Raw genomic sequence first — 22,007 nt, forward strand, 5'->3', positions numbered from 1 at the left:
GCAACATTTGGCCTGTTCAGGCGCGGAAGCGCAGATTCCGTCGCGTCAGCTGGTCGACCGAGGTGCAGCCCATCAGCTTCATACCGCGTTCGATCTCGGTACGCATCGTCTCCAGCGCCCGTTCGACACCGGGCTGTCCGGCGGCGGCAAGCGGGAAGAGATAATAGCGGCCGAGCCCAACCGCCTTCGCCCCCAGCGACAGCGCCTTGAGAACATGCGTTCCCCGTTGCACGCCGCCATCCATCATCACGTCGATCCGATCGCCGACGGCATCGACGATTTCGGCGAGCTGATCGAAAGCGCTACGCGAGCCGTCGAGCTGGCGTCCGCCATGATTGGACAGCACGATGCCGGTGCAGCCGATCTCGACCGCGCGCTTGGCGTCTTCGACCGACATGATGCCCTTCAGGCAGAATTGCCCGCCCCAGGCCTGCACCATCGCCGCCACGTCGTCCCACGACATCGAGGGATCGAGCATCTCGGTAAAATACCGGCTGATCGACAGCGCGCCGCCATCCATTTTCACGTGGTTTTCGAGCTGCGGCAGTCGGAATGCCTCATGCGTCATCCAGTCGATCGCCCAGGACGGCTTGATCGCAAACTGCATCATGCCGGCGAGATTGAGCTTGAAGGGAATGGCAAAGCCGGTGCGCTTGTCGCGCTCGCGGTTGCCGCCGGTGATGCTGTCGACCGTCAGCATCATCGCCTGCACGCCGGCAGTTTTCGCCCGCGCCATCATCTCATGATTGAGGCCGCGATCCTTGTGGAAATAGAACTGATAGACCTGCGGCCCGGCGCTGATCTGGCGGGCTTCCTCCAGGCTGATGGTGCCGAGCGAGGAGACGCCGAACATCGTGCCGTGTTTTCCCGCCGCCGCCGCGACCGCCCGCTCGCCTTGATGATGAAAAAGCCGCTGCAGCGCCGTCGGCGAGCAATAGACCGGCATCGCCAGCTTCTGCCCCATGACCGTCACCGACATATCGACGTCGGCAACGCCGCGCAAAACATCCGGCACCAGGTCGCAAGCCTCGAAGGCGGCAGTATTGCGCCGATAGGTCACCTCATCATCGGCAGCGCCATCGATATAATCGAAGATCGGCCCGGGAAGCCGCTGTTTGGCCATGCGCCGGAAATCGTGGAAATTGTAGCAGTCTGTAAGGCGCATTTTTTTGCTCGACCCGTTTTGATTTCGGGCGGCAACCTAAAGCACGATTCAAGCCTTTGCCAAGGCTTCATCGCGCGATTTGTGACCTCTCGGGGAGGACATCGCACATGAGGATATTGTCCTGTTCGGTGAAGACCTCGAGCAGGACGAATGAGTGCCGTTCAGGATGACGACGGCATCCGCGGCAACCTTGATTGCATCGATGCAACTCTTGACCTTCGGGATCATGCTGCCAGAGATCGTCGGTGACGGAGGCGATCTATTCGCGCAACTGGCCTTGACCGGCGAGGCTCCGCTGCACGCTGATGGCTTGGGCGATGAAGTTGCGGACGACGGGCGAGCGCTCGTCACGCCGGGTCGAGAGGGCCAACCGTGCTTTTGGCGCGTCGCCGGCGATGGCGATGTAGCGAACGCCGGGAACCTTGATCTTCGTCATCTCCGCCGGCACGATCGATATGCCGAGGCCGACGGCGATCAGGCTGGCAATCGACGTGATTTGTGGCGCCGGCTGGCCAAGAACCGGTTCAAATCCTGCTCGTCGGCAGGCGGCGATAATGTCATCGAAAAAACCGACGCCTGCCTCGCGCGGAAAGAGGACGAAGCTCTCTTCGGCAAGTTCGTCGAGCCGCAATGCCTGCGCTTGTGACTTGGGATGTCCGGACGGCAGGGCGATGACCATCGGCTCTTCAGCGAGAAGCTGAGACCGGGCTTGCGCCAGATCACCACCGCCCGGGCGGACGAATACCGCGTCGAGTTCGGCCGCATTCAGCCGTTCGAGCAATCGCGCAGTGGGCGCTTCCTCCAGGCTGAACTCGACCGCCGCATATTTCTCGCGAAAGACGTTGATCGCGCCAGGCACGATCGGATTGAAAACCGCCGAACTGGTAAAGCCCAATCGCAGCCGGCCTTGATGTCCGTGCGCTGCCCGCAGAGCCGATTGCTTTGCTTGTTCGGCCTGCAGCAGGATGGCTTGAACTTCAGGCAGAAAAGCCTTGCCCGCCTCGGTCAGCTCCGCACCGTTCGGAAGGCGTCGGAAGAGCGGCGCACCAATCTCATTTTCTAGATCGCGGATCTGGTTGCTCAGCGGCGGCTGTCCGATGCCAACCCTGCGAGCCGCGCGTGTGAAGTTCAATTCTTCAGCGACGGCGATGAAATAACGAAGGTGACGCAGCTCCATGGCATACTTTTAAGATATCAACGTCGCCTGTGCAATATATTGGAAATACCGCCGGTCTCCCGCCACATAATTCCAGCGCTCGCTTAGCGGCGCGCGATCATAGCCAGACGGGAGTTCAACATGAGTGCAGATAAAAAACTGTTCCTGATTACCGGCGTCAGCTCGGGTTTCGGCCGCGCCTTTGCCGAAGCAGCACTCGCAAGAGGGCACAGAGTCGTTGGCACGGTGCGCAACGACGAAGCCGCGATCCGCTTCGAAGACCTGGCGCCTGGCCGCGCCATCGCAGTGCACCTCGACGTCGCCGATGTTGAGGCGATCGAGCCGGCTGTTGCGGAAATCGAGAAATCGATCGGTCCTGTGGACGTTCTCATCAACAACGCCGGCTACGGACATGAGGGAACAATGGAGGAATCGCCGATCGAGGAAATGCGCCGGCAATTCGGAGTCAATGTCTTCGGAGCAGTCGGGATGATGAAGGCGCTCCTGCCGTTCATGCGCCGGCGGCGGGCGGGCCATATCATCAACATCACCTCCATGGGCGGTTTCATCACGATGCCGGGCATCGCCTATTACTGCGGCAGCAAATTTGCGCTCGAAGGCATGAGCGAGGTCCTTGCAAAGGAAGTGAGAGATTTCGGCATCTGGGTCACGGCAGTGGCTCCTGGCTCGTTCCGCACCGATTGGGCGGGCCGTTCCATGGTCCGCAGCGCCAGAGGCATTGCCGATTATGATGCGCTGTTTGATCCAATCCGCAGGGCACGTGAGGAAAAGAATGGCAAGCAGGCGGGCGACCCTCGTAAGGCAGCCGCAGCCGTGATGGCACTGGTCGAGGCAGAAAAGCCACCGGTCCATCTGTTGCTGGGAGCCGACGCGCTTTCGCTCGTGCGCGACAAGCTCGAAAGCTTGCGCGCGGAAATCGACGCCTGGGAACACCTCACGCTTTCCACGGGTTTTGCCGAAGCATGAGGAAGGGGCCGGCAGCAGCCCCTTCTTCGATTAAGGAACGATCAGCGTTCCGATGCCGTGCTCGGTGAAGATCTCCAGCAGGACGGAGTGGGCGGTCTTGCCGTTCAGGATGACGACGCCCTGGACGCCGGCCTTGATCGCGTCGATGCAGGTCTCGACCTTCGGGATCATGCCGCCCGAGATTGTGCCGTCGGCGATCAGCGCATGCGCTTCGGCGACGGAAAGCTCCTTGATCAGCTGGCCGTTCTTGTCGAGCACCCCTGCGACATCGGTCAGGAACAGCAGCCGGGTGGCGTTCAGCGCCCCGGCAATGGCGCCGGCGAAAGTGTCGGCATTGATATTGTAGGTGGCGCCGTCGCGGCCGGGTGCGACCGGGGCGATCACCGGGATCATTTCGGAGCGGGCAAGCAGATCGAGCAGCGTGCGGTCGACCTCGACCACTTCGCCGACGAAGCCGAGATCGAGCACGCGCTCGATGTTGGAATCCGGATCCTTGACGGTCTTGCGCGCCTTTTCGGCGAAAACCATGTTGCCGTCTTTGCCGCAAAGGCCGATCGCCCATTCGCCGGTCTGGTTGATCAGCGCGACGATTTCCTTGTTGATCGAGCCGGCCAGCACCATTTCGACGATCTCGACGGTCTTCTGGTCGGTGACGCGCAGCCCGCCCTCGAATTTCGATTCGATGCCCATCTTGTTCAGCATGGCGCCGATCTGCGGGCCGCCGCCGTGAACGACGATCGGGTTGACGCCCGATTGCTTCAACAGCGCGATGTCGCTGGCAAAGGCCTTGCCGAGCTCGGGATTGCCCATGGCGTGGCCGCCATATTTCACGACAATCGTCTTGTTCTCGTAACGCTGCATGAAGGGCAGCGCCTTGGCCAGAAGCCGTGCCTGCAGTTCGCTTTCGGACTCGTTCATGGGGACCCCGCGGAATTGTTCGCGGCCTTTTATCGCAAGTTTCCGACAGAGGGAATAATCCAGAGGGCAATAGTTTTTCGTATGTGGCACGGAACCGGGGAACTTCAGCCCCCCGGGCAGGGCGGCATGATATGACGAACAGCATGCAAGGCGATGAGATCAAGGACCTGATCGGCCGCGTCGCACTCGGCGACCGCAGGGCCTTTGTTGCCCTCTATAATCAGACCGCAGCGAAACTTTTCGCAATCTGCCTGCGTATCTTGAAGGATCGCACGGAAGCCGAAGAGGTCGTGCAGGAAGTCTATATGAGCATCTGGCAAAGGGCTGGAAGTTTCCAGGCAGCCACGGGTTCGTCCTCGGCGTGGCTCTCGGCGATCGCCCGCAACCGGTCGATCGATGCGTTGAGGGCGCGCAAGCCTGTCGCCGACGAAATCGACAGCGCCTACGATCTTGCCGATGCAGCACCCGACCCGGAAATGCAGACGGTCACAAAGGATGAAGGAAGGCGGATTGACACCTGCATGGAAGAGTTGGAAGCTGATCGTGCGGTCGCGGTGAAACGGGCTTATGTCGAAGGGCTGAGCTATCAGGAACTGGCCGATCAGTTTGGTGTCCCGCTGAACACGATGCGGACCTGGCTCAGGCGCAGCCTCTTGAAACTGAGAGAGTGCATGGAACGATGACATCGCCCGACAAAAGCAAGGGAGACCGCTCCCGCGACGAGGTTCTCGCCGGCGAATATGTGCTTGGCGTCCTGTCGCTGCAGGATCGCCGGGTGGTGGAAGAGCGCATGCGCCACGATCGGCCGTTTGCGGCGATCGTCAGCCGCTGGGAAACCAACCTTTCCGCCTTCAATGATGAGTATGAGACCGCCGCTCCAAGCCGGGAAACCTTCAAACAGATCGAGGCGCGGCTTTTCGGCGATGCCCGGAAATCTCCATCCTTTTCGCAAGGGCTCTGGAATTCGGCGGGTTTCTGGCGCTCGCTGAGCTTTGCCTGCATCGTCGTCGCCGTCAGCGCCGTGATCTTCGCCTCCGGCGTGGTGCCGCAGCCGCAGGGACCGACACCGCTGGTGGCCTCGCTTTCCGGCCAGAACAACGCCATCAATCTTCTCGCCTCCTACGAGCTGCAGAGCGGCCGGTTGAAGATCGTGCCGGTCGCCGCCGGCAAGCCGGAGGAGAAGTCGCTGGAACTCTGGCTGGTGCCGGGCAGCGGTGTGCCGAAATCGCTCGGCGTCTTCCAGCCGGGTGAGAGCGGTGAACTCGTCATTCCCGCCGATCTGCGCAAGAGCCTCGCCGATGGTGCAACGCTTGCCGTCAGCCTCGAACCCTTCGGCGGTTCGCCCACCGGCCAGGCGACCGGTCCGGTGATCGCAAGCGGCCCGTTACGCCGGCCGTAATGGGCGTCGGCCCTAAAATCATTTTCTCCCGTCTGAAACTCTTTGGCGCAAGCCTCCGTAGTTCGAAATGTCCGGACGACGCTCAGGCATAAGGCCCGCGGATGCTGTCCGGCCAGAGGAGAAAATCATGATCAAGTCCGTATTGCGCGGCTTCGCGCTCGCCACCGCCCTGTCGGCTGTCGCCTTTGCCGCCGCCAAGAACCCGATCGTCGGCGGTGCGGCGATGTTCGACAGCAAGAACATCATCGAAAACGCCGTCAATTCCAAGGATCACACGACGCTGGTCGCAGCCGTCAAGGCAGCCGGCCTCGTCGGCACGCTCGAGGGCAAAGGCCCCTTCACCGTCTTTGCGCCGACCAACGAAGCTTTCGCAGCCCTGCCGAAGGGCACTGTCGAAACGCTGCTGAAGCCGGAAAACAAGGCGACGCTCACCAAGGTTCTGACCTGCAATGTCGTCGCCGCCGATGCGATGGCCAAGACCGTTGCCAAGATGATCAAGGATGACGGCGGCGAGCACGACATCAAGACCGTCGGCGGTTGCGTGCTGAAAGCCAAGGAAAGCATGGGCAAGATCACCCTGACCGACGAAAACGGCGGCGTCTCGCATGTGACGATCGCCGACGTCAAACAATCGAACGGCGTCATCCACGTCGTCGACAAGGTGCTGCTGCCAAAGATGTAAGCCTATCCGTATCGGCAATGCATGGGGCGCTCTTTGGGGCGCCCTAAACTTTTGTTTTACGCAATTCCCGGCCGCTTTACGCTTTGCCTGGGAAAACCGCTTCACACTTTTCCTGGAATTGCTTTATTTCCAGTGGGCGATGCCGACGGTTTCAGCGATTGCCTGGCGCAATTCATCCATTCCGTCGCCCTTTTCGGACGAAGTGGACAGTACGCCGGGATAGGCGGCCGGACGCTTGCGGATTTTTTCCGCCGTTTCGGCAAGCAGCTTCGGCACGGCCGGCGCCTTGATCTTGTCGGTCTTGGTCAGCACCACCTGATAGGAGACGGCCGCCTTGTCGAGGAGATCGAGCACGTCGTCGTCGTTCTTCTTGATGCCGTGGCGGCTGTCGATCAGCACATAGACGCGCTTCAGCGTCGCGCGGCCGCGCAGATAATCGAAGACCAGCTTGGTCCAATTGTCCACCAGCTCCTTCGGCGCCTGCGCATAACCATAGCCCGGCATGTCGACGATCGCCATCGGCGGCAGGTCTTGGCCTTCGCCGGAATAGCCGTCCGGAACGAAGTAGTTGAGTTCTTGCGTGCGCCCCGGCGTGTTCGACGTGCGCGCCAGACCCTTCTGGCCGACCAGCGCATTGATGAGCGACGACTTGCCGACATTCGAGCGGCCGGCAAAGGCCACCTCAAGCGGCCCTTCCGGCGGCAGGAAGTTGAGCGACGGGACGCCGCGGATGAAGATCCATGGGTGGCCGAAGAGTGGCTTTTCGGTTTCGGGCATGCGGGCTCTCCGGGTTTGATCTGATCAGGTTTAGTTGACAAGCCCGCTCTCAACGAGCGTCACCCACGGCCCGGGAGATCGTCGATAGCGGCCCCTCATCCGGCTGCCGCCACCTTCTCCCCGCTTGCGGGGCGAAGGGGATATGCTGCGACCCCTCCGTTCCCATCGGCCTCTCGCAGGGCACGTCCCCTCTCCCCGTTTTTACGGGGAGAGGGTTAGGGTGAGGGGCAGCCCTAGCGCGAACGGAACAAGCCCGAGCATGACGAGATATTGGCAAGCCTTATTTCGATGGCGCCGTCTTTCGTCGGAACAGCCCCTTCAGATTGTCGAACAGCTCGACCTTGACGCCGTGGCGCTTCATGATCACCGACTGCTGGATCACCGAGAGCGTGTTGTTCCAGGCCCAGTAGATGACCAGGCCGGCCGGGAAGCTTGCCAGCATGAACATGAACACCAGCGGCATCCAGGTGAAGATCATCGCCTGGGTCGGATCGGGCGGCGTCGGGTTCATGCGCATCTGCAGGAACATGGTGATGCCCATGATCAGCGGCCAGACGCCGAGATGCAGCAGTGTCGGCGCTTCGAAGGGCAGCAGGCCGAACAGATTGACGATCGACGTCGGATCGGGGGCCGAAAGGTCCTTGATCCAGCCGAAGAACGGCGCATGCCGCATCTCGATGGTGATGTAGATCACCTTGTAGAGCGAGAAGAAGATCGGGATCTGCAGTGCCACCGGCCAGCAGCCGGCGATCGGATTGATCTTCTCTTCCTTGTAGAGCTGCATCGTCGCCTGCTGCAGCCCCATGCGGTCGTCGGCGAATTTCGCCTTCAGTTCCTCCATCTTCGGCTGCATGCGCTTCATGTTCGCCATCGAAGCGTACTGCTTGCTGGCGAGCGGGAAGAACAGCGCCTTGACGACGATGGTCGTGCACAGGATCGCCACGCCGAAATTGCCGAAGTAGCGGAAGAAGAAGTCCATCAGCTTGAACATCGGCTTGGTGATGAAATAGAACCAGCCCCAGTCGATCAGCCGGTCGAACTTCGGGATCGAATAGCTGGTCTCATAGCCGTCGATGACGGGCACTTCCTTGGCGCCGGCAAAGACGAGGTTCTTAACCTCGATCGATTGGCCCGGCGCCACGGTGAAGGCGTCGTCCTTGTAGTCGGCCTGATAGCGCGGCTGGCCGTCGGCAAAATGCGAGAAGCGTGCTTCATAGGCTGACGTCTGCGGCGGAATGATCGTCGCGGCCCAGTATTTGTCGGTAATGCCAAGCCAGCCGCCGGTGGATTTCGGCGGCATCACGGCTTCCTTCTCGGCGGCCGTATATTTGGTTTCGACGAGCCCGTCTTCGCCGATGACGCCGATGAAACCTTCATGCAGCACGTAGACGGAGGGCGTCGTCGGCTTGTTGTAACGCGTCACACGGCCGTAGGAAGACAATGATACGGGAGCCTGGCCGGTATTTTCGATCTTGTCGGCGACGGTGAACATGTAGCGTTCGTCGACGGAAATCGTCCGGGTGAAAGTCAGGCCCTTGTCGTTGGTGTAGGAAAGCGTCACCGGCGTCTTGTCGGTGAGCTTGGCGCCCTCCGGCGCCGTCCAGAGCGTCGAGGCGCCGGGAACGTTGCCCGTCGCGTCGCTGCCGATATAGCCGAGCTCGGTGAAATAGCCGTCCTTGGTTTCCGCCGGGCTGAACAGGGTGATGGTTGGGCTCGAGTCGTCGACGGTCTCGTGATAGCCCTTGAGCTTCAGGTCGTCGAGCCGGCCCCCGGCAAGGTTGATCGAGCCGGAAAGCGCAGGCGTATCGATGACGACGCGCGGGTTCTTTGCGAGCGCCTGTTCGAGCGTCGCCGTGGCGACGGCCTGACCGGAAGGGGCGGTACCAGTCGTTGGGGCCGGCGCCGCGCCGTCGGCTGCGGGCTGCTGCACCTGTTCGGTCTTCTGCTGCGCCTTCTGGGCTTCCTGCGCCTTGCGCTGGGCCTCGATGCGCGGATTCATATAGAGAAACTGCCAGCCGAGGACGATCAGCACCGAGAGAGCGATCGCAATGAAGTAATTGCGGTTTTTTTCCATCATACGTTCCTGGGGCGTCCGTCTCCGGAGCGCCGGGGTTTCGGCCTGGTTTCCACGCGAAATTTCAGTTCCGCGGCCAATTCTTTGAAGGACGCCTCAAGCACGTCCCTGCGCGCGACAACCACATAGTCGTGTCCGGGCTGCATTGCAAACCCTGCATGAAGCCGCACCGCCTCTTTCAGGCGGCGGCGCATGCGGTTGCGTTCGACCGCGTTGCCATGTTTTTTGGTGACTGTAAATCCGACGCGGGCTTGGCTGTCGGGTTCCTTCCGGTCGAGGACTTCGAGAAGGAAGAAGCCGCCGCGGCGTTTTTCGCCCTCGCGCACGGCAAGAAACTGCGGGCGGCTTTTCAGCCGCCCGACAGTGTGTTTCTGATCTTTGGTCGTCAATTCGCCCGCCATCTCTTTTCGGGCAACCCGGCCTTAAGCCGAAAGACGCTTGCGGCCCTGCGCGCGGCGGCCGGCGATGACCTTGCGGCCACCCTTGGTAGACATGCGCGCACGGAAACCGTGGCGACGCTTGCGAACAAGCTTGGATGGTTGGTAGGTACGCTTCATTTATTTAAAACACCGCGGAGTGCGGCCCTTCTTGAATTTGCATAATGCAAGGAGCGTTGTTTTTCGAACGGGCGGGCCATGGAAGGCTGAGTGACCGGACGTGCGGCGGCTTATAAGGACGAAGCCCGTGAAAGTCAATTATACCGGATAACTTCGCTTTGCGCCGCCGGTTGACAAGTATTTTCGCACTCTGGTGTTAAGAAATTCGATCTGCGCTGATTGGTTGTGATTTGTAGTTCGTTGCAGCTGAATGGTCCTGTTTTTCAGGGCTTTGCGCGCGCCGATCGGGCTCAACCTGGATAATTTTCCCCAGCCATAATCGTAAATATTGGAAATCTAACTTTAATGAATTTCGCCGATATTCGCATCATCGGCTGGAATTTGCTTTCCAGGCAGTGGCGTAGCTCAGGAGACAGTGCATTGAAGATCCGCGGCAAAATTAATCTGCTGGTATGCGTGATGGGCTCCGTCGCGCTTTTGATCGGCGCAACGGCATTGTCGGCCATGCACGAATATAGTCGCAACCTGACGGCCTATGAGCAGGCTGCCGCCCGCGCCTATGCCGGCGAACGCCTCAACCGTTTCGTTACCGCGGTAGTTATGGAATCGCGCGGCATCTATGCCGCAAAGACGATCAAGGATACGCCGAACTTCGCCAAGGGCCTGCTGGCCGGCCTCGATGAAATCGACAAGGTCATCGCCGGCTGGGCGCCGCTCGTCCCCGAGGACGAGAAGGCCGATTTTGCCAAGCTCGTCGCCCGCGCCGCCGAATTCCGCACCTTCCGCGCCGAGACCGCCCGTCTCGGCACGGAAGCCGGCCCCGAGGCCGCCAGTGCGCAGGGCAACAATGACGCCAACCGCGCCAACCGCAAGGCGTTCCAGGCTGAGATCGATGCGGTCGTCGCCACCGATAAGGCCGCGCTGGAGACCGTCAACGCCGAGATCGAGAGTTTCCGTTCCTGGGTGCTGGTGCTCGTGCTCAGCATCACCGGCATCGGCATCGCAGCCGGCATCGGCATGGGCTTCTATATCGGCACCAGCCATCTGAGCCGCCCGATCAAGCGTGTCACCCAGGCGATCAAGGCGGTCGCCGACGGCAACTTCGAGGCCGAGGTTCCCTTTGCCGGGCGCCAGGACGAAATCGGCGAGATGGCCGCAGCGGTTGCGGTCTTCAAGGCGAACGGCCTTGCCATCAAGCGCCTGAACGCCCAGGAGGCGGCGATGCGCGCCAAGAGCGACGACCTGCAGTCAAGCATGTCGGTCGTCGTGGCCGCGGCTGCGGCCGGCGACTTCAGCCACCGCATCAGCAAGGACTATGAGGACGAGAACCTCAACCAGTTCGCCGGCAACATCAACACGCTGCTGTCGAGCGTCGATACCGGCATTGGCGAAACCCGCCGCGTCATCGCCAGCCTTGCCGAAGGCGATCTGACCCAGACGATGCGCGGCAGCTTCCAGGGCGCCTTCGCCGAGCTGCAGCAGAACGTCAACAATACCTTCGTCACCCTGCAGGCGACGATGCGCGAAGTGCGCGAGACGACGGAAGCGATGAACGGCAACACATCAGAGCTGCGCAATGCCAGCGACGACCTGTCGAAGCGCACCGAACAGCAGGCGGCCGCCCTCGAACAGACCTCGGCAGCGCTCGATCAAATCACTGCCGTCGTCCAGAACTCCACCGAGCGGGCGCATGAAGCAACCGTCATGGTCTCCGAAGCCAAGGACAAGTCTGGCGCCTCCGGCATTGTCGTGCGCAACGCCGTCGAGGCCATGGGCCGCATCGAGCAGGCCTCGCGCGAAATCAGCCAGATCATCAACGTCATCGACGAGATCGCCTTCCAGACCAACCTGCTGGCGCTGAATGCCGGCGTCGAGGCGGCACGCGCCGGCGAGGCCGGTAAGGGCTTTGCGGTGGTCGCCCAGGAAGTGCGCGAACTCGCCCAGCGTTCGGCAAAGGCGGCCAAGGACATCAAGGCGCTGATCACCAAGTCGGGCAATGAGGTGCAGGTCGGCGTCAAGCTCGTCCAGGCGACCGGCGAGGCGCTGGCCGAAATCGGCACCCGCGTCATCGCCATCAACGACCATATCCACTCGATCGCGACCGCTGCGACCGAACAGTCGACCGGCCTCAAGGAAGTCAATACCGCCGTCAACCAGATGGACCAGGTGACCCAGCAGAACGCCGCGATGGTCGAAGAGACCTCCGCCGCGACGCACAGGCTTTCGGCCGAAGCCGGCGGGCTGGTGCACCTGATTTCCCGCTTCAAGCTGTCGAATGATGCCCCGGCACCGGTGGCGCTTGTCCGCAACGAGCCGCAAAGGCCGGTCGCCTCGCCCGCCCGCCGCGCGATCGCCAAAGTCGCCCGCGCCTTCGGCGGCAACGCGGCCGCCGCCGAACAGAGCTGGGAAGAGTTCTGATCACTCCTGATCACGCGCCTTTTAACGCCGCCTCCGGGCGGCGTTAGTTTTTCTGCCGGTTCGCGCCGGGCAAAGACCCCGCCCCAAACCCCTCCCCACAAGGGGAGGGGCTTAACCTGTCTCACCGGCGCTTCCCACTTCGTCGTTTCATCCGCGGAAAGGCTGATATTTGCTGTGCGGGCGCCGCAGGTTTGTCCCTCCCCTTGTGGGGAGGGGTTGGGGAGGGGCCTTCCTCCTCACAAGCGGCGTTTCTTTGTGACGACGTGACGCTGCTCGCAAAGATTTGAAAGCGGAGCCTTTTGGTCTAATATAGAGCTCCAACGGTGAGGGCGGCCACACGCCGCCGATCGGGCGAGACCAGAATGCCGGTACAAGATCAGGGCGACAATCCTTCGGCGGATATTCCCGCGGCCGGCGAGACCGCAAGGGCGCCGTGCCCGTCTGTTGGCATGTTCGGCGGCATGTTCGGTGGACTCTCGGGCAAGCTGCTCTGGCTTACCGTCATCTTTATCATGCTCGCCGAGATCCTGATCTTCTTCCCCTCGGTCGCCAGCATGCGCATCCGCTGGCTGGAGGAAAGGCTGAACACGGCCGCTGCCGCCGCCATCGTCATCGATGGTCTGCAGCCGGTCGAGCTGCCGCGCGCGCTGCAGAAGGAGACGCTCGAGGCGACCGGTACCAAGGCGATCGTGTTGCGCAAGGACGGCACCTCGCGGCTCTTGGCGACGACCGATATGCCGACCTCGGTCGACGAAGCCTATGATCTCACCGACGTGCCGCCGGCAACGGCGATACGCGATGCGCTCGACACCTTGATCTTCGGCGGCAACAGAATGATCCGCGTCTACGGCCCCGTCGGCGACACCAATACCGGTGTCGAGGTGGTGATGAGGGACAGGCAGCTGCGCACCGCGATGTTTGCCTATGCCCGCAACGTTCTGCTGTTGTCGGTGCTGATTTCGCTCTTCACCGCAACGCTGATCTTCTTTGCGATCAACCGCATCCTGATCGGCCCGATCCGCCGGCTGACCGGCAGCATGCAGCAATTCTCTTCCGATCCCGAAAACCCCGCCCACATCTATATCGGCGATGGCGGCCGCGACGAACTGGCGGTCGCCGGCCGCAACCTGACCTCGATGCAGATGGAGCTGCAGAAGACGCTGAAGCAGCAGAAGAACCTCGCCGCTCTCGGCCTCGCCGTCTCCAAGATCAATCACGACATGCGCAATATCCTGGCCTCGGCGCAGCTGATGTCGGACCGGCTGGTCGATGTCGACGATCCGATGGTGAAAAGCTTCGCCCCGAAGCTTTTGCGCACCATCGACCGCGCCGTCGGTTATACCACCGAGGTCCTGTCCTACGGCAAGGCGAGCGAATCCGCCCCGCGCCGCCGCCATATCCTGCTTTTGGAACTCACCCAGGACGTCAAGGACATGCTGGCGATCGATCCGCAAAGCGGCATCGAATTCACCGAGCAGATCGGCGCCGATCTCAAGGTCGATGCCGATGGCGAACAGCTGTTCCGGGTCATCCACAATCTCTGCCGCAACGCGCTGCAGGCGCTGACCGCGCCGGGCGAGGGTGCCCCGGGCGCCGTCAGGCGCATAACCGTCGCCGCCCAGCGCGTCGGCAGCGTCGTCAGCATCACCGTGGATGATACCGGCCCCGGCATGCCTTTGAAGGCGCGCCAGAACCTGTTTGCCGCCTTCCGCGGCTCCGCCCGCTCCGGCGGCACCGGCCTCGGCCTCACCATCGCCCGCGAGCTGGTCCTGGCCCATGGCGGCACCATCGCACTGGTGGAAAAACCGACTGCGGGAACCCAGTTCCGCATCGAGATCCCCGATCGCCCGGTTTCGCTGGAGGATTACCGCAGCCGGACGCATCTCGAGAAGTGACGGGATTTCAAAGGCACGCGGCCGCAAACTTTGAAACGCGCGATTTTTTCAGAAATGCTCTTGCATTGTCCCGAAGGACGCTTTAGAGGATCGCCCACGCAAGCGGCACCGCCGCAATTGCACGCACCCGTAGCTCAGCTGGATAGAGCACCAGACTACGAATCTGGGGGTCAGGAGTTCGAATCTCTTCGGGTGCGCCATTTTCCTTTTTATCAGCTTTCATCCGCGCTTGGCTCCTGAAGGGTAACGTCATCTGACGTGTTGCTCCGATACTGTGCGTAACTGAACCAGCATTTTTTCCCATAGTCTGAGCGGCGGAACTGGTCCGGTGGCTCTTGTCTGCGGAGGAAGTTTGCCGTGACAATTTCAGAATTATTGACCGTCTCGAACCGACATCAATTTCCCTTGCCGGACTTTCAGAACGGGGATGAAATCAGGTTTCCCGGCGATTTGGTGTCGGCCTTGCTGGATCGGTTCACAAAATCAGGAGACGCCGTCTTCGATCCCTTTGTGGGCTTGGGAACGACTTTCTTTGTCTGCGAGCAGCGGGGCAGAATCCCTTATGGGACAGAAGCCGACCGGCAGCGATATGAATGGGTCAAGCAACGCATCACGACAAAGCATCATCTGGTTTGTGGTGATAGCGCAGAGCTGGCAGCCTTCGATTTTCCGGAGATGGATTTTTGCATCACATCGCCGCCATACATGCCCCATTGGCATAAATGGAACCCGCTTTATAACGGCGATCCGGAATATGATGGCTATGGCGTTTATCTGAAAAGAATGCAGGAAATATACGGCCAGATCTGCAAACGCATGAAGGCAAACGCTTACCTTGTCGTTCAGGCCGACAATCTGACCAATGAACAATTCTCCCCCCTTGTCTGGGATCTAGGAAGAGCTTTGTCAGAGGTTATGACGCTTGAAGGGGATTATGGTGAATTGGTCTGAAGCAGTGGAAAACGGCAACCGGTTCACACAGTGCCTCGTGTTCAAGAACGCAAGGGGCTGAAAAGTTTGCCGCGACGGCCGCTCCAGTGACTGCCCAAGGCAGCGAACCGAAAAACTATTGAGCGGTCGGGTAGTCTCTCTCAAAGTCTTCCCTTTCTTCCTTCCCGAGCGCGGATGAGTAATAGCCACTGCAAATCAGATATGAGCACTCATCCGGGTCGCCCATTTCCCAACCCGGCAGGCAGGTTACCACGCGCTGAAATTTTGCGTTGCAAAGGCCGTGGTTTGCCAGGAGCCTCGGCTCGTTTCCGAAATACGCGCTTATGGCTTTCTGGCGAGTCCATGCAGGAACGGCTTTCCAATCCGCGGCGCCACCCTCGTCGCTGACATTGGCGATCGCACAGAGCGACCAATTGGAAATTACAACCGGCTGATCGCAGGGAAAGGCCTGGACAGCGCTTCCCAGCAGGATCGAAACCAATGCCAACAGCCGCTGGCCATAGACCATCGCGCCCTTCTTCCTCATGCCGACCTTTCGCATCCTGGCCTCCACCGCGTGCAATTACCTGTCATCATTTGACGGGATCAGGTAATCTCCAAACCGCCATAAGATTTTTTTCCTAGTTCATGAAATGTTCTTACGCTAGATTGCTCGCCGTTGCAACCGTGGAATGTTGACTGTCGAACAATATTGTGGCGATGGGCGCTGTGGTGGCAACCCGCGGACAAAGACCGCAGCAGTGCCGGAAACCGCCGGCTCGTGCAACTGGGCGGAGGCATCAAGCCCAACCGAGTCCAAATGCCCTGGCCCTACTCCTTGATCGGGATGCCGGCTTCGATTGCAGCTTCGATAAAGGCACGCCGCGCCTCTTCCCGGGTTCGCTTCCCCGACATGACATCGGCGCAGACCGCACACGCCCGATCCAGGGCCGGACCGTCTTCGGTCGGCCAGTCTTCGATCAACGCCCATGTTGCGGCCTGGGTCGTCTGGATGACCACCCACTGATCCGGGCCTTCGAGGGCCAGCGTCACCGGCTTCTTCCAAATGGTCTGCATTGTCTGAGGAACCTCCGCTGCGTGCTCTCTGCTGCCTCCTCAGATAAGGCAGTTTATCGCGCGTGGCGAGGCATGGCGCCTCTTAAAAATCCTGAGTGAATTCACATGCCAGCAATGTTTTGCCCGGCAAGGCGTCGCCTTGGCGGGCGACGATGGAAACCTTTCCAGGCCCGGCAAGTCCAGGTTCCGGCTGCTGGGCTGCCGGAAGCTCGCGCGAATAGCCCTTGGTGGATGTTCCGAGCAGGTCCGAGGTCTCCGGCTTCAACCCGTATTTTGCTGCCAGATCGTCAGCGCGTTGGCCCTCGACCAGAATTCCGACCGCGTTGCTGGCAAAGAACACCTCGGTCGATTTGAAGCCGTCGCGGCCTATCTGGTTCGGGATCTTGTAGATCGCCGCACCGAGCGACGAGGTGTCCGGCTTGGCCAGAGCTTCCGCGGCATCGTAGATCTCCATTGCCGACGTCATCGTATAGGGTGGTTTGCAAAGGGCCGCGTCAAAGAATTTTGCATTGGCCGAAGCCGCCATAGTGTTTTCGGCCTGGAAAATCTGAATAGCGGCGCAGAGCGCGAGGGCAGCGGAGCGAAGGAATTTGGCTTTGTGCATGAAATATTCCTAAAAATGGCTGTAGCGGGTCGCATCCGTTTGCGAATGCCAGATGCCTACGGGATTCGAAATGGTTTTGCCACTTTAAGTTTATTTTCCGCCTTTTCGAATGTGCCGCCAGATGTTTAAGTGATGTTCGATGGCAGGCCCGGAGAAACCTTGTCCCGGAAGCTTGATCGCAAGCTAAGCTCGGCTCATGGCGATGTGCGGCACTTCTCTTTGATGCGGCCCATGCCGTGATGAGCGGCTTTGCTTGTCGAGACGGAGATTGACGCAATGTCCTTACGACGGCAGGAGAGCCATGATCGCAGCCTATATCGACGAAATCATCATGTTTTGCGCCGGCCTGTGGATGACATCCGTGGGCTTTGGTTATCTGCCGATGCCAGGTTACGCGGCCACCCCGCCGCTGGTTCGTCACTTCAAATGGATGGGTCCGATGCTGCTTGTCATAGCCATCATTCTGGCCGCTGCCTCATAGGATGACCATATTCGGAAGGGCAGGGGCCGGAGAGTGCCCCACGCTGGAGTGAACCGATGAACGATATCTTGGCCTGCCCCTCGTGCGGATTGGATAAAACAGAAGCGATCGTCCACCGCGGCTCGTACATTCTGCGCTGCGCCGCCTGCGGCGAAGCGATCGTCGCGACATCCTTCATGGCGATCTCCGACTCGGATTATCAGTTTTCAGCCTTTGCCGATCCGGGTCCCGGGAAACGCCCTGGGCCGGAGGGGCTCATTGCGCGTGGGCCACTGCGGCAGATCTCACCGACAATCAGCGACGCGGCGCGTGAGGGAGCGCTGATCCTTCTGATCCCTGAAGGCGCGCCATAGCTTCTCTTATGTATGTCGTTCTCCTGTGCCGCTCTGCATCAGTCGAGCGCCAGCCGTGCTGCACACCAGTGCCATACCGCATCGACGGCCTTTCGCGGCGATGACGAGCGTTTGCGGATCAGGAAATAGTCGGGTTCGATTGTCGTCGTCGCATCCGTCACCTGCACCAGCCGCCCGGCCTCGAGATCCGCCGCCACGAAAGCCCTGCATGCCAGGGCGACGCCCTGGCCGGCGAGCGCGGCATCAAGCGCCAGCGTCGTGTGGTTGAACACGGCACCCGGCAGCTTCTCGCGCGACCGTAGGACGAGCGGCCAGGAACTGAGCGTGTCATGCAGAAGCGGCAGCATGCGAAGGGTATCGGCGGTCAGCGGAAGGTCCAGGCCCCTGACCAGATGTGGACTGGCGACGGCGACGAGTTCGTGGCGAAACAGCAGCCGTGCCTCCAGCGAGGCCGGAAAAGGCCCGCGGGTCAGGCGCACCGCAATGTCCACCTGATCACGGTCGAAATCGGACAGCGCCTCGGTGGCGACCGTGCGCAGTTCCACGTCGGGAAGCGCCGCCTTGAACTCGGCAAGGCGCGGGATCAACAGCTTGGCGGCGACGGTTGGGGTGACGCTGATCGTCACGGCGTCCGGCCGTGCGAGAAGCCGGCCCGTCGCCTCACCGAGCGTGTCGAAGGCGCGGCTCACATCGGCAAGATAGGCAGCACCCTGGGAGGTCAGGGCCAGGCCGCGCGGCAGGCGCTGAAACAGCATCAGGCCGAGTTGATCTTCCAGCGCCCGAACCTGTTGGGCAACCGCCCCTTGCGTGACGCCCAGCTCCTCGGCGGCGGCGCGGAAATTCAACCTGCGGCCCGAAACCTCGAAGGCGCGCAGGGCATTCAGCGGCGGCAGCTTGCGGCGAGTTTGCATCATGGCAATTCCAGTAGATTTTCTACAGTCTCGCACGTTTCTTTCTGGCGGGAAACTCGGCGTCATCTCTGGCATAGTGTGAGGCAAATCAATCGTTGGAGGCTCCGATGTCGAAAGAAAAAGTCGCTCTCATCACCGCAGGCGGTTCCGGCATGGGTGCCGCCGCGGCACGGAAGCTGGCCGAGGATGGCTATCACATTGCGGTGCTCTCCTCGTCGGGCAAGGGCGAAGCGCTCGCCAGGGAGTTGGGCGGTGTCGGGGTCACCGGCTCGAACCTGGTGAACGACGATGTCAAGCGGCTCGTCGATCTGGCGATGGAGAGATGGGGGCGGATCGACGCGCTGGTCAATTCTGCCGGCCATGGCCCGCGCGCGCCGATCCTCGAAATTTCCGACGAGGACTGGCACAAGGGCATGGAGGTCTATTTCCTCAGCGCCGTGCGGCCGACCCGGCTGGTCGCGCCGATCATGGAAGCCCAGGGCGGCGGCGCCATCGTCAACATCTCGACGGCATGGGCCTTCGAGCCGTCGCCGATGTTTCCGACCTCGGCGGTCGCCAGGGCGGGGCTGGCGAGCTTCACCAAGATCTTCGCCGATACTTATGCGCCGAAGAACATCCGTATGAACAACGTCCTACCCGGTTGGATCGACAGCCTGCCGGCCACCGACGAGCGGCGCGACAGCGTGCCGATGGGCCGCTATGGCACCGCCGAGGAAATCGCGGCAACGGTTGCCTTCCTGCTCTCCGAAGGTGCTGGCTATATCACCGGCCAGAATATCCGCGTCGATGGCGGCATTAGCCGTTCAGTCTGAGCCAGGCCATGGAAGCAAATCATGAAGCCGTGCCGCCGAACCTCGCCGAGATCGACGCTTCTGCATGGGAGGAACTGGGAACGGCGGCGGCCGGTCCGCAGTCAGGTTTCCGGTTCTTGAACCTCTGCTCCGTCGACGCCGAGGCAAGACCGCAGGCCCGCATGGTGGTGCTGCGGCGCGCAGACGGCTCATCGCGGCTTCTGGAATTTCACACCGATATGCGCAGCCCGAAATGGCGTGAGTTTTCGGAAAATCCGCATGCGACGGTGCTCGGCTTCTGCCTGCAGACGCAATTGCAGTTGCGGCTGCAGGGAACGGTCGAACGCCATGCCTCCGGCAGCGACCTCGCCAAGGCCGCCTGGGACAAGCTCTCGACCTGGACGCGGATGACGTATGCCGGCGGTCCGCCCGGCGACGAGCCTGACGCCATCGATGAGGCGGCTTTGCCGAAGCCTGTGGATGAGCCTAAGGGAAAGCCGCATTTCGGCCTGTTGATCTTTCGCGCCCGGACGCTGGACTGGTTCCAGTTGCGCCGGCAGGGCAATCGCAGAGCGCTGCTGACCTACGACGAGACGGGCGCCGTTGCAGCCAGTCGATGGATCAATCCATGACAGGGATCGGTGGCGCCCTCACGGGCGCAGCCGGACGACGATCGAAGCTCCGGCAACCCTCAACTGTTCCGCCATCGCTTCCAATTCTTTCCGATCCGCTCCCGAGAGAACTATGCGGCCATCCATGATCGGCTCCCGCATCCAGGGTTCCATCACGACCTTGTCGTTGATCAGCAACTGCGTTTGCCGCCCCAATGCCGCCTGGGTGAAATCGCGGAAAATGGCTGCGCTTTCCGGGGTAAGCACGATATTCAGTCCCTGGTCGTAGGAGATGGGAGACCGGGCTATCTCCGCACTCTTCACCGCAAGCGAGACCGGCGCGATCGCCTTGGCTCCCTGATTGCCTGCGGCAACGGTGCTATCCTGCGATGCTGGTGGCGCAGCGGCGTGGAAAGTTCATCCAGGATGCCTGGTGCAGCGTCGGCCGATGGCAGTGGCTCCACATGCAGATCGGGCGTCTGCAGATCCTTCGCCGTCAGGACGGTGGGAAGCGGCAAGCGCGCCGGCATATCCTCACGCAGAATGTGGGTGTATATGCGCAACGTCGAGCCGCCCGCCGTCATGCTGACGGTCTCGGTTGCTTCGACCGCCGAACCATCGTCCAGCGACACCACGAATTTAGCGCTTCGGTTCTTGCTGGCGCGTTTGATTGAATCCAGTTGATCGGCAGCAAGACTTTTTACCCGGTCGGGAAATGCCGTCATCATCTTGGTGATCGCCGCCTGCTGCGACTGGCTGAACGCCGCGGGATCGAATTCCTCCGATAGCGACAGGGTCGCGGTGCGCGTGGCCGCGTCGGTGGATTCCAGGGTCCAGGTCGACACCACGGGCACATCGACGCCGCCATAATCCTCGGTCCGCGACACCGCCAGGGGCTGGCCGATCTGCATGACCTCGTCCTGATAGGATTGTCCTGTCGCCAGCAGTTGCGCCTCCGGCACCAGGGCGACTGCAATGAGTAGAGGATTCTGCTCTATCTTGCTGATGATGTCATCGACACCGCTTGCCCGCGTCGCCGAGGCGCCAGCTGCGGCGGCCCCGCCCGGCCCATTGGCGGCCATCTCCCGCATATGCGCCAGGATCTGATCGACGCCGGAGAGATTGTTGGGATAGCCGTTCAGGTCCGTTGCCAGTTCGAGCGTGGTGGTGCCATAGGCTGTCAGGGAATTGCGATAGAGCAGGTTCATCTGATAGCTGTCGGCAGGACCTGCGGTGCCTGCCGGCAGATCGGCGTTGAGGGACCAGCGCACCCGCATGCCGTTTTCATCCCGCGACAGGACGCTCATGCGCTGGCGAAACGCACCGCGCGCCGTCACCGAGGCGGGCTTGTCGAACCAAAACGACATATCGGTTTCGGTGGCTTTTTGAACGCTGTAGCCATGCTCGACGCCGGTCGCCGGCGCATAGCCCGGGATGGTGAAGCCGTCGTCGGACCATGCCGGACTGGAGAGCGTGACGCAGACGCAAAACCAGACAACTCTTCTCCAGTGTGGTGATTTCATGCTGGCTGGCCTCTGAGATTGAAGGATATGGCGGTGGCCTGAGATCAGCCCCCTTCCGGTATTCTTTTCCATGAGGCGCCGTCGCAAATGCGATAAGAGCATTCGTCCTTGTTGCCCTCATCCCATCCCGGCCAGCAGACAACGACGCGGTGGAACTTGGCGTTGCAAAGCCCGTGGTTGGCCAGCGAACGCGGATCATTCAAGAAATACCGGCTTATGGCTTTGCTGCGAGTCCATGCAGGTACTGCCTTCCAATCAGCGTCGCCACCCTCTTTGCTCAACGAAGCGATCTGACAGGACTTCCAGTTGGACAGCACGATGGGCTGATCGCAAGGAAAGGCATGGACGGCGCTCCAAAGAAAGATTGAAAGCAATGCCAGCAGACGCTTGCCGTAAGTCACCATGTGCTTCTCCCCCATACCGATCACTTGCACCGTCCCGGACGTGTGTGATTCACCTGTCAACATCTTAGCAGCCAGGCTCGGGTGACATAAGATCCAAACTAAGAATATTTTCCTATATCGCCGGTCACTTTTGCGCTAGCTTGCTCGCAATTGCAACCATGGAATGCCGGATGTCGAGCAAATTTTTCCTTATCGGCGCGGTGATCGCCCGGACGCGCCGGGGCCGTCGCCCGCTTTATGAACTGAATTCCCGGTCTAGCAGAGCGGGAGTCTTGCCGAAGGATCGGCCGGCAA

Annotated in this window: 23 protein-coding genes, 1 tRNA gene and 1 pseudogene; 12 read left to right on the forward strand and 13 right to left on the reverse strand. The window is 61.0% G+C overall.

Going from position 1 to position 22,007, the window contains the following annotated elements:
- Nucleotides 1-16: 16 nt before the first annotated feature.
- Nucleotides 17-1,165, reverse strand: coding sequence for an alpha-hydroxy acid oxidase (locus tag RLEG4DRAFT_RS34775; RefSeq protein ID WP_003583887.1), 1,149 nt, complete (start codon nucleotides 1,163-1,165; stop codon nucleotides 17-19).
- A gap of 259 nt (nucleotides 1,166-1,424) precedes the next feature.
- The gene (locus RLEG4DRAFT_RS34780; protein ID WP_003583888.1) at nucleotides 1,425-2,342 is read right to left on the reverse strand and encodes a LysR family transcriptional regulator; all 918 of its coding nucleotides are present in this window, start codon (nucleotides 2,340-2,342) and stop codon (nucleotides 1,425-1,427) included.
- 120 nt (nucleotides 2,343-2,462) lie between these two features.
- Between RLEG4DRAFT_RS34780 and RLEG4DRAFT_RS34785 the strand changes: the two genes are divergently transcribed.
- On the forward strand, nucleotides 2,463-3,308 hold the full coding sequence (locus RLEG4DRAFT_RS34785) for an oxidoreductase (protein WP_003583889.1): 846 nt from the start codon (nucleotides 2,463-2,465) through the stop codon (nucleotides 3,306-3,308).
- Between the two features lie 30 nt (nucleotides 3,309-3,338).
- On the opposite strand, the gene argB is transcribed toward RLEG4DRAFT_RS34785, so the two are convergent.
- Nucleotides 3,339-4,226, reverse strand: coding sequence for an acetylglutamate kinase (gene argB / locus RLEG4DRAFT_RS34790; protein ID WP_003570750.1), 888 nt, complete (start codon nucleotides 4,224-4,226; stop codon nucleotides 3,339-3,341).
- 143 nt (nucleotides 4,227-4,369) lie between these two features.
- Here argB and RLEG4DRAFT_RS34795 point away from each other — a divergent pair, with 143 nt between their 5' ends.
- The 3 genes from RLEG4DRAFT_RS34795 (at nucleotide 4,370) to RLEG4DRAFT_RS34805 (ending at nucleotide 6,307) form a co-directional block, all read left to right on the forward strand.
- The gene (locus RLEG4DRAFT_RS34795) at nucleotides 4,370-4,909 is read left to right on the forward strand and encodes a sigma-70 family RNA polymerase sigma factor (RefSeq protein WP_037095008.1); all 540 of its coding nucleotides are present in this window, start codon (nucleotides 4,370-4,372) and stop codon (nucleotides 4,907-4,909) included.
- Entirely contained in the window at nucleotides 4,906-5,625 is a 720-nt protein-coding gene (locus RLEG4DRAFT_RS34800) for an anti-sigma factor (RefSeq protein WP_003583891.1), read from the forward strand. The genes RLEG4DRAFT_RS34795 and RLEG4DRAFT_RS34800 overlap by 4 nt, the downstream gene beginning before the upstream one ends.
- Before the next feature lie 127 nt (nucleotides 5,626-5,752).
- Nucleotides 5,753-6,307: a fasciclin domain-containing protein gene (locus RLEG4DRAFT_RS34805; RefSeq protein ID WP_003583892.1), complete on the forward strand. Its 555-nt coding sequence runs from the start codon at nucleotides 5,753-5,755 to the stop codon at nucleotides 6,305-6,307.
- A gap of 123 nt (nucleotides 6,308-6,430) precedes the next feature.
- On the opposite strand, the gene yihA is transcribed toward RLEG4DRAFT_RS34805, so the two are convergent.
- The 4 genes from yihA to rpmH form a co-directional block, all read right to left on the reverse strand.
- On the reverse strand, nucleotides 6,431-7,084 hold the full coding sequence (gene yihA / locus RLEG4DRAFT_RS34810) for a ribosome biogenesis GTP-binding protein YihA/YsxC (protein ID WP_003583893.1): 654 nt from the start codon (nucleotides 7,082-7,084) through the stop codon (nucleotides 6,431-6,433).
- Between the two features lie 280 nt (nucleotides 7,085-7,364).
- Entirely contained in the window at nucleotides 7,365-9,158 is a 1,794-nt protein-coding gene (gene yidC, locus RLEG4DRAFT_RS34815) for a membrane protein insertase YidC (protein WP_003583894.1), read from the reverse strand.
- Nucleotides 9,158-9,559: a ribonuclease P protein component gene (rnpA, locus tag RLEG4DRAFT_RS34820; RefSeq protein WP_003583895.1), complete on the reverse strand. Its 402-nt coding sequence runs from the start codon at nucleotides 9,557-9,559 to the stop codon at nucleotides 9,158-9,160. The genes yidC and rnpA overlap by 1 nt, the downstream gene beginning before the upstream one ends.
- A gap of 21 nt (nucleotides 9,560-9,580) precedes the next feature.
- Nucleotides 9,581-9,715: a 50S ribosomal protein L34 gene (gene rpmH / locus RLEG4DRAFT_RS34825; RefSeq protein WP_003570740.1), complete on the reverse strand. Its 135-nt coding sequence runs from the start codon at nucleotides 9,713-9,715 to the stop codon at nucleotides 9,581-9,583.
- A gap of 420 nt (nucleotides 9,716-10,135) precedes the next feature.
- Between rpmH and RLEG4DRAFT_RS34830 the strand changes: the two genes are divergently transcribed.
- The 4 genes from RLEG4DRAFT_RS34830 (at nucleotide 10,136) to RLEG4DRAFT_RS34845 (ending at nucleotide 14,979) form a co-directional block, all read left to right on the forward strand.
- Nucleotides 10,136-12,133: a methyl-accepting chemotaxis protein gene (locus RLEG4DRAFT_RS34830; protein ID WP_037095012.1), complete on the forward strand. Its 1,998-nt coding sequence runs from the start codon at nucleotides 10,136-10,138 to the stop codon at nucleotides 12,131-12,133.
- 362 nt (nucleotides 12,134-12,495) lie between these two features.
- Nucleotides 12,496-14,028: an ATP-binding protein gene (locus RLEG4DRAFT_RS34835; RefSeq protein WP_003583897.1), complete on the forward strand. Its 1,533-nt coding sequence runs from the start codon at nucleotides 12,496-12,498 to the stop codon at nucleotides 14,026-14,028.
- Between the two features lie 123 nt (nucleotides 14,029-14,151).
- Nucleotides 14,152-14,228, forward strand: a tRNA-Arg gene (locus tag RLEG4DRAFT_RS34840).
- 157 nt (nucleotides 14,229-14,385) lie between these two features.
- On the forward strand, nucleotides 14,386-14,979 hold the full coding sequence (locus tag RLEG4DRAFT_RS34845; RefSeq protein WP_003583898.1) for a DNA methylase: 594 nt from the start codon (nucleotides 14,386-14,388) through the stop codon (nucleotides 14,977-14,979).
- 115 nt (nucleotides 14,980-15,094) lie between these two features.
- Here the strand turns inward: RLEG4DRAFT_RS34845 and RLEG4DRAFT_RS34850 are convergent, their stop codons facing one another.
- From RLEG4DRAFT_RS34850 to RLEG4DRAFT_RS34860, 3 genes are all read right to left on the reverse strand, one after another.
- Nucleotides 15,095-15,520 carry a hypothetical protein gene (locus RLEG4DRAFT_RS34850; protein WP_003570730.1) on the reverse strand — a complete coding sequence of 142 codons (426 nt, stop codon included), beginning with the start codon at nucleotides 15,518-15,520 and terminating at the stop codon, nucleotides 15,095-15,097.
- Between the two features lie 269 nt (nucleotides 15,521-15,789).
- Nucleotides 15,790-16,035 carry a DUF982 domain-containing protein gene (locus tag RLEG4DRAFT_RS34855; RefSeq protein ID WP_003583899.1) on the reverse strand — a complete coding sequence of 82 codons (246 nt, stop codon included), beginning with the start codon at nucleotides 16,033-16,035 and terminating at the stop codon, nucleotides 15,790-15,792.
- 82 nt (nucleotides 16,036-16,117) lie between these two features.
- On the reverse strand, nucleotides 16,118-16,639 hold the full coding sequence (locus RLEG4DRAFT_RS34860; RefSeq protein WP_003583900.1) for a hypothetical protein: 522 nt from the start codon (nucleotides 16,637-16,639) through the stop codon (nucleotides 16,118-16,120).
- A 301-nt stretch (nucleotides 16,640-16,940) separates the two neighbouring features.
- On the opposite strand from RLEG4DRAFT_RS34860, the gene RLEG4DRAFT_RS34865 reads away from it, so the two are divergent.
- Nucleotides 16,941-17,120 carry a hypothetical protein gene (locus tag RLEG4DRAFT_RS34865; RefSeq protein WP_003583901.1) on the forward strand — a complete coding sequence of 60 codons (180 nt, stop codon included), beginning with the start codon at nucleotides 16,941-16,943 and terminating at the stop codon, nucleotides 17,118-17,120.
- 56 nt (nucleotides 17,121-17,176) lie between these two features.
- Complete coding sequence (locus RLEG4DRAFT_RS34870) at nucleotides 17,177-17,473, forward strand: hypothetical protein (RefSeq protein WP_003583902.1); 297 nt, start codon at nucleotides 17,177-17,179, stop codon at nucleotides 17,471-17,473.
- 38 nt (nucleotides 17,474-17,511) lie between these two features.
- Here the strand turns inward: RLEG4DRAFT_RS34870 and RLEG4DRAFT_RS34875 are convergent, their stop codons facing one another.
- Nucleotides 17,512-18,387: a LysR substrate-binding domain-containing protein gene (locus tag RLEG4DRAFT_RS34875; RefSeq protein ID WP_003583903.1), complete on the reverse strand. Its 876-nt coding sequence runs from the start codon at nucleotides 18,385-18,387 to the stop codon at nucleotides 17,512-17,514.
- Between the two features lie 104 nt (nucleotides 18,388-18,491).
- Between RLEG4DRAFT_RS34875 and RLEG4DRAFT_RS34880 the strand changes: the two genes are divergently transcribed.
- Nucleotides 18,492-19,196: an SDR family oxidoreductase gene (locus RLEG4DRAFT_RS34880; RefSeq protein ID WP_003583908.1), complete on the forward strand. Its 705-nt coding sequence runs from the start codon at nucleotides 18,492-18,494 to the stop codon at nucleotides 19,194-19,196.
- A gap of 8 nt (nucleotides 19,197-19,204) precedes the next feature.
- Nucleotides 19,205-19,807, forward strand: a complete 603-nt coding sequence (locus RLEG4DRAFT_RS34885; protein ID WP_003583910.1) for a pyridoxamine 5'-phosphate oxidase family protein — start codon at nucleotides 19,205-19,207, stop codon at nucleotides 19,805-19,807.
- 18 nt (nucleotides 19,808-19,825) lie between these two features.
- Here RLEG4DRAFT_RS34885 and RLEG4DRAFT_RS41070 read toward each other — a convergent pair.
- Nucleotides 19,826-21,309, reverse strand: a pseudogene (locus tag RLEG4DRAFT_RS41070) (hypothetical protein).
- 44 nt (nucleotides 21,310-21,353) lie between these two features.
- A complete protein-coding gene (locus tag RLEG4DRAFT_RS34895; protein WP_432416831.1) occupies nucleotides 21,354-21,728 on the reverse strand; it encodes a hypothetical protein in 375 nt (124 codons plus the stop codon).
- Between the last annotated feature and the right edge of the window lie 279 nt (nucleotides 21,729-22,007).

The sequence above is a fragment of the Rhizobium leguminosarum bv. trifolii WSM2297 genome, from assembly GCF_000271845.1.

Coding starts and splice junctions, on each gene's coding strand:
- yidC (WP_003583894.1), bottom strand. CDS start 9,158: ATGGAAAAAAACCGCAATTACTTCATTGCGATCGCTCTCTCGGTGCTG.
- yihA (WP_003583893.1), bottom strand. CDS start 7,084: ATGCCCGAAACCGAAAAGCCACTCTTCGGCCACCCATGGATCTTCATC.
- RLEG4DRAFT_RS34855 (WP_003583899.1), bottom strand. CDS start 16,035: ATGCAGACCATTTGGAAGAAGCCGGTGACGCTGGCCCTCGAAGGCCCG.
- RLEG4DRAFT_RS34800 (WP_003583891.1), top strand. CDS start 4,906: ATGACATCGCCCGACAAAAGCAAGGGAGACCGCTCCCGCGACGAGGTT.
- RLEG4DRAFT_RS34875 (WP_003583903.1), bottom strand. CDS start 18,387: ATGATGCAAACTCGCCGCAAGCTGCCGCCGCTGAATGCCCTGCGCGCC.
- RLEG4DRAFT_RS34795 (WP_037095008.1), top strand. CDS start 4,370: ATGCAAGGCGATGAGATCAAGGACCTGATCGGCCGCGTCGCACTCGGC.
- RLEG4DRAFT_RS34850 (WP_003570730.1), bottom strand. CDS start 15,520: ATGCGAAAGGTCGGCATGAGGAAGAAGGGCGCGATGGTCTATGGCCAG.
- argB (WP_003570750.1), bottom strand. CDS start 4,226: ATGAACGAGTCCGAAAGCGAACTGCAGGCACGGCTTCTGGCCAAGGCG.
- RLEG4DRAFT_RS34835 (WP_003583897.1), top strand. CDS start 12,496: ATGCCGGTACAAGATCAGGGCGACAATCCTTCGGCGGATATTCCCGCG.
- RLEG4DRAFT_RS34885 (WP_003583910.1), top strand. CDS start 19,205: ATGGAAGCAAATCATGAAGCCGTGCCGCCGAACCTCGCCGAGATCGAC.
- RLEG4DRAFT_RS34780 (WP_003583888.1), bottom strand. CDS start 2,342: ATGGAGCTGCGTCACCTTCGTTATTTCATCGCCGTCGCTGAAGAATTG.
- RLEG4DRAFT_RS34880 (WP_003583908.1), top strand. CDS start 18,492: ATGTCGAAAGAAAAAGTCGCTCTCATCACCGCAGGCGGTTCCGGCATG.
- RLEG4DRAFT_RS34785 (WP_003583889.1), top strand. CDS start 2,463: ATGAGTGCAGATAAAAAACTGTTCCTGATTACCGGCGTCAGCTCGGGT.
- rnpA (WP_003583895.1), bottom strand. CDS start 9,559: ATGGCGGGCGAATTGACGACCAAAGATCAGAAACACACTGTCGGGCGG.
- RLEG4DRAFT_RS34805 (WP_003583892.1), top strand. CDS start 5,753: ATGATCAAGTCCGTATTGCGCGGCTTCGCGCTCGCCACCGCCCTGTCG.
- RLEG4DRAFT_RS34870 (WP_003583902.1), top strand. CDS start 17,177: ATGAACGATATCTTGGCCTGCCCCTCGTGCGGATTGGATAAAACAGAA.
- RLEG4DRAFT_RS34895 (WP_432416831.1), bottom strand. CDS start 21,728: ATGGGGGAGAAGCACATGGTGACTTACGGCAAGCGTCTGCTGGCATTG.
- RLEG4DRAFT_RS34775 (WP_003583887.1), bottom strand. CDS start 1,165: ATGCGCCTTACAGACTGCTACAATTTCCACGATTTCCGGCGCATGGCC.
- rpmH (WP_003570740.1), bottom strand. CDS start 9,715: ATGAAGCGTACCTACCAACCATCCAAGCTTGTTCGCAAGCGTCGCCAC.
- RLEG4DRAFT_RS34860 (WP_003583900.1), bottom strand. CDS start 16,639: ATGCACAAAGCCAAATTCCTTCGCTCCGCTGCCCTCGCGCTCTGCGCC.
- RLEG4DRAFT_RS34865 (WP_003583901.1), top strand. CDS start 16,941: ATGATCGCAGCCTATATCGACGAAATCATCATGTTTTGCGCCGGCCTG.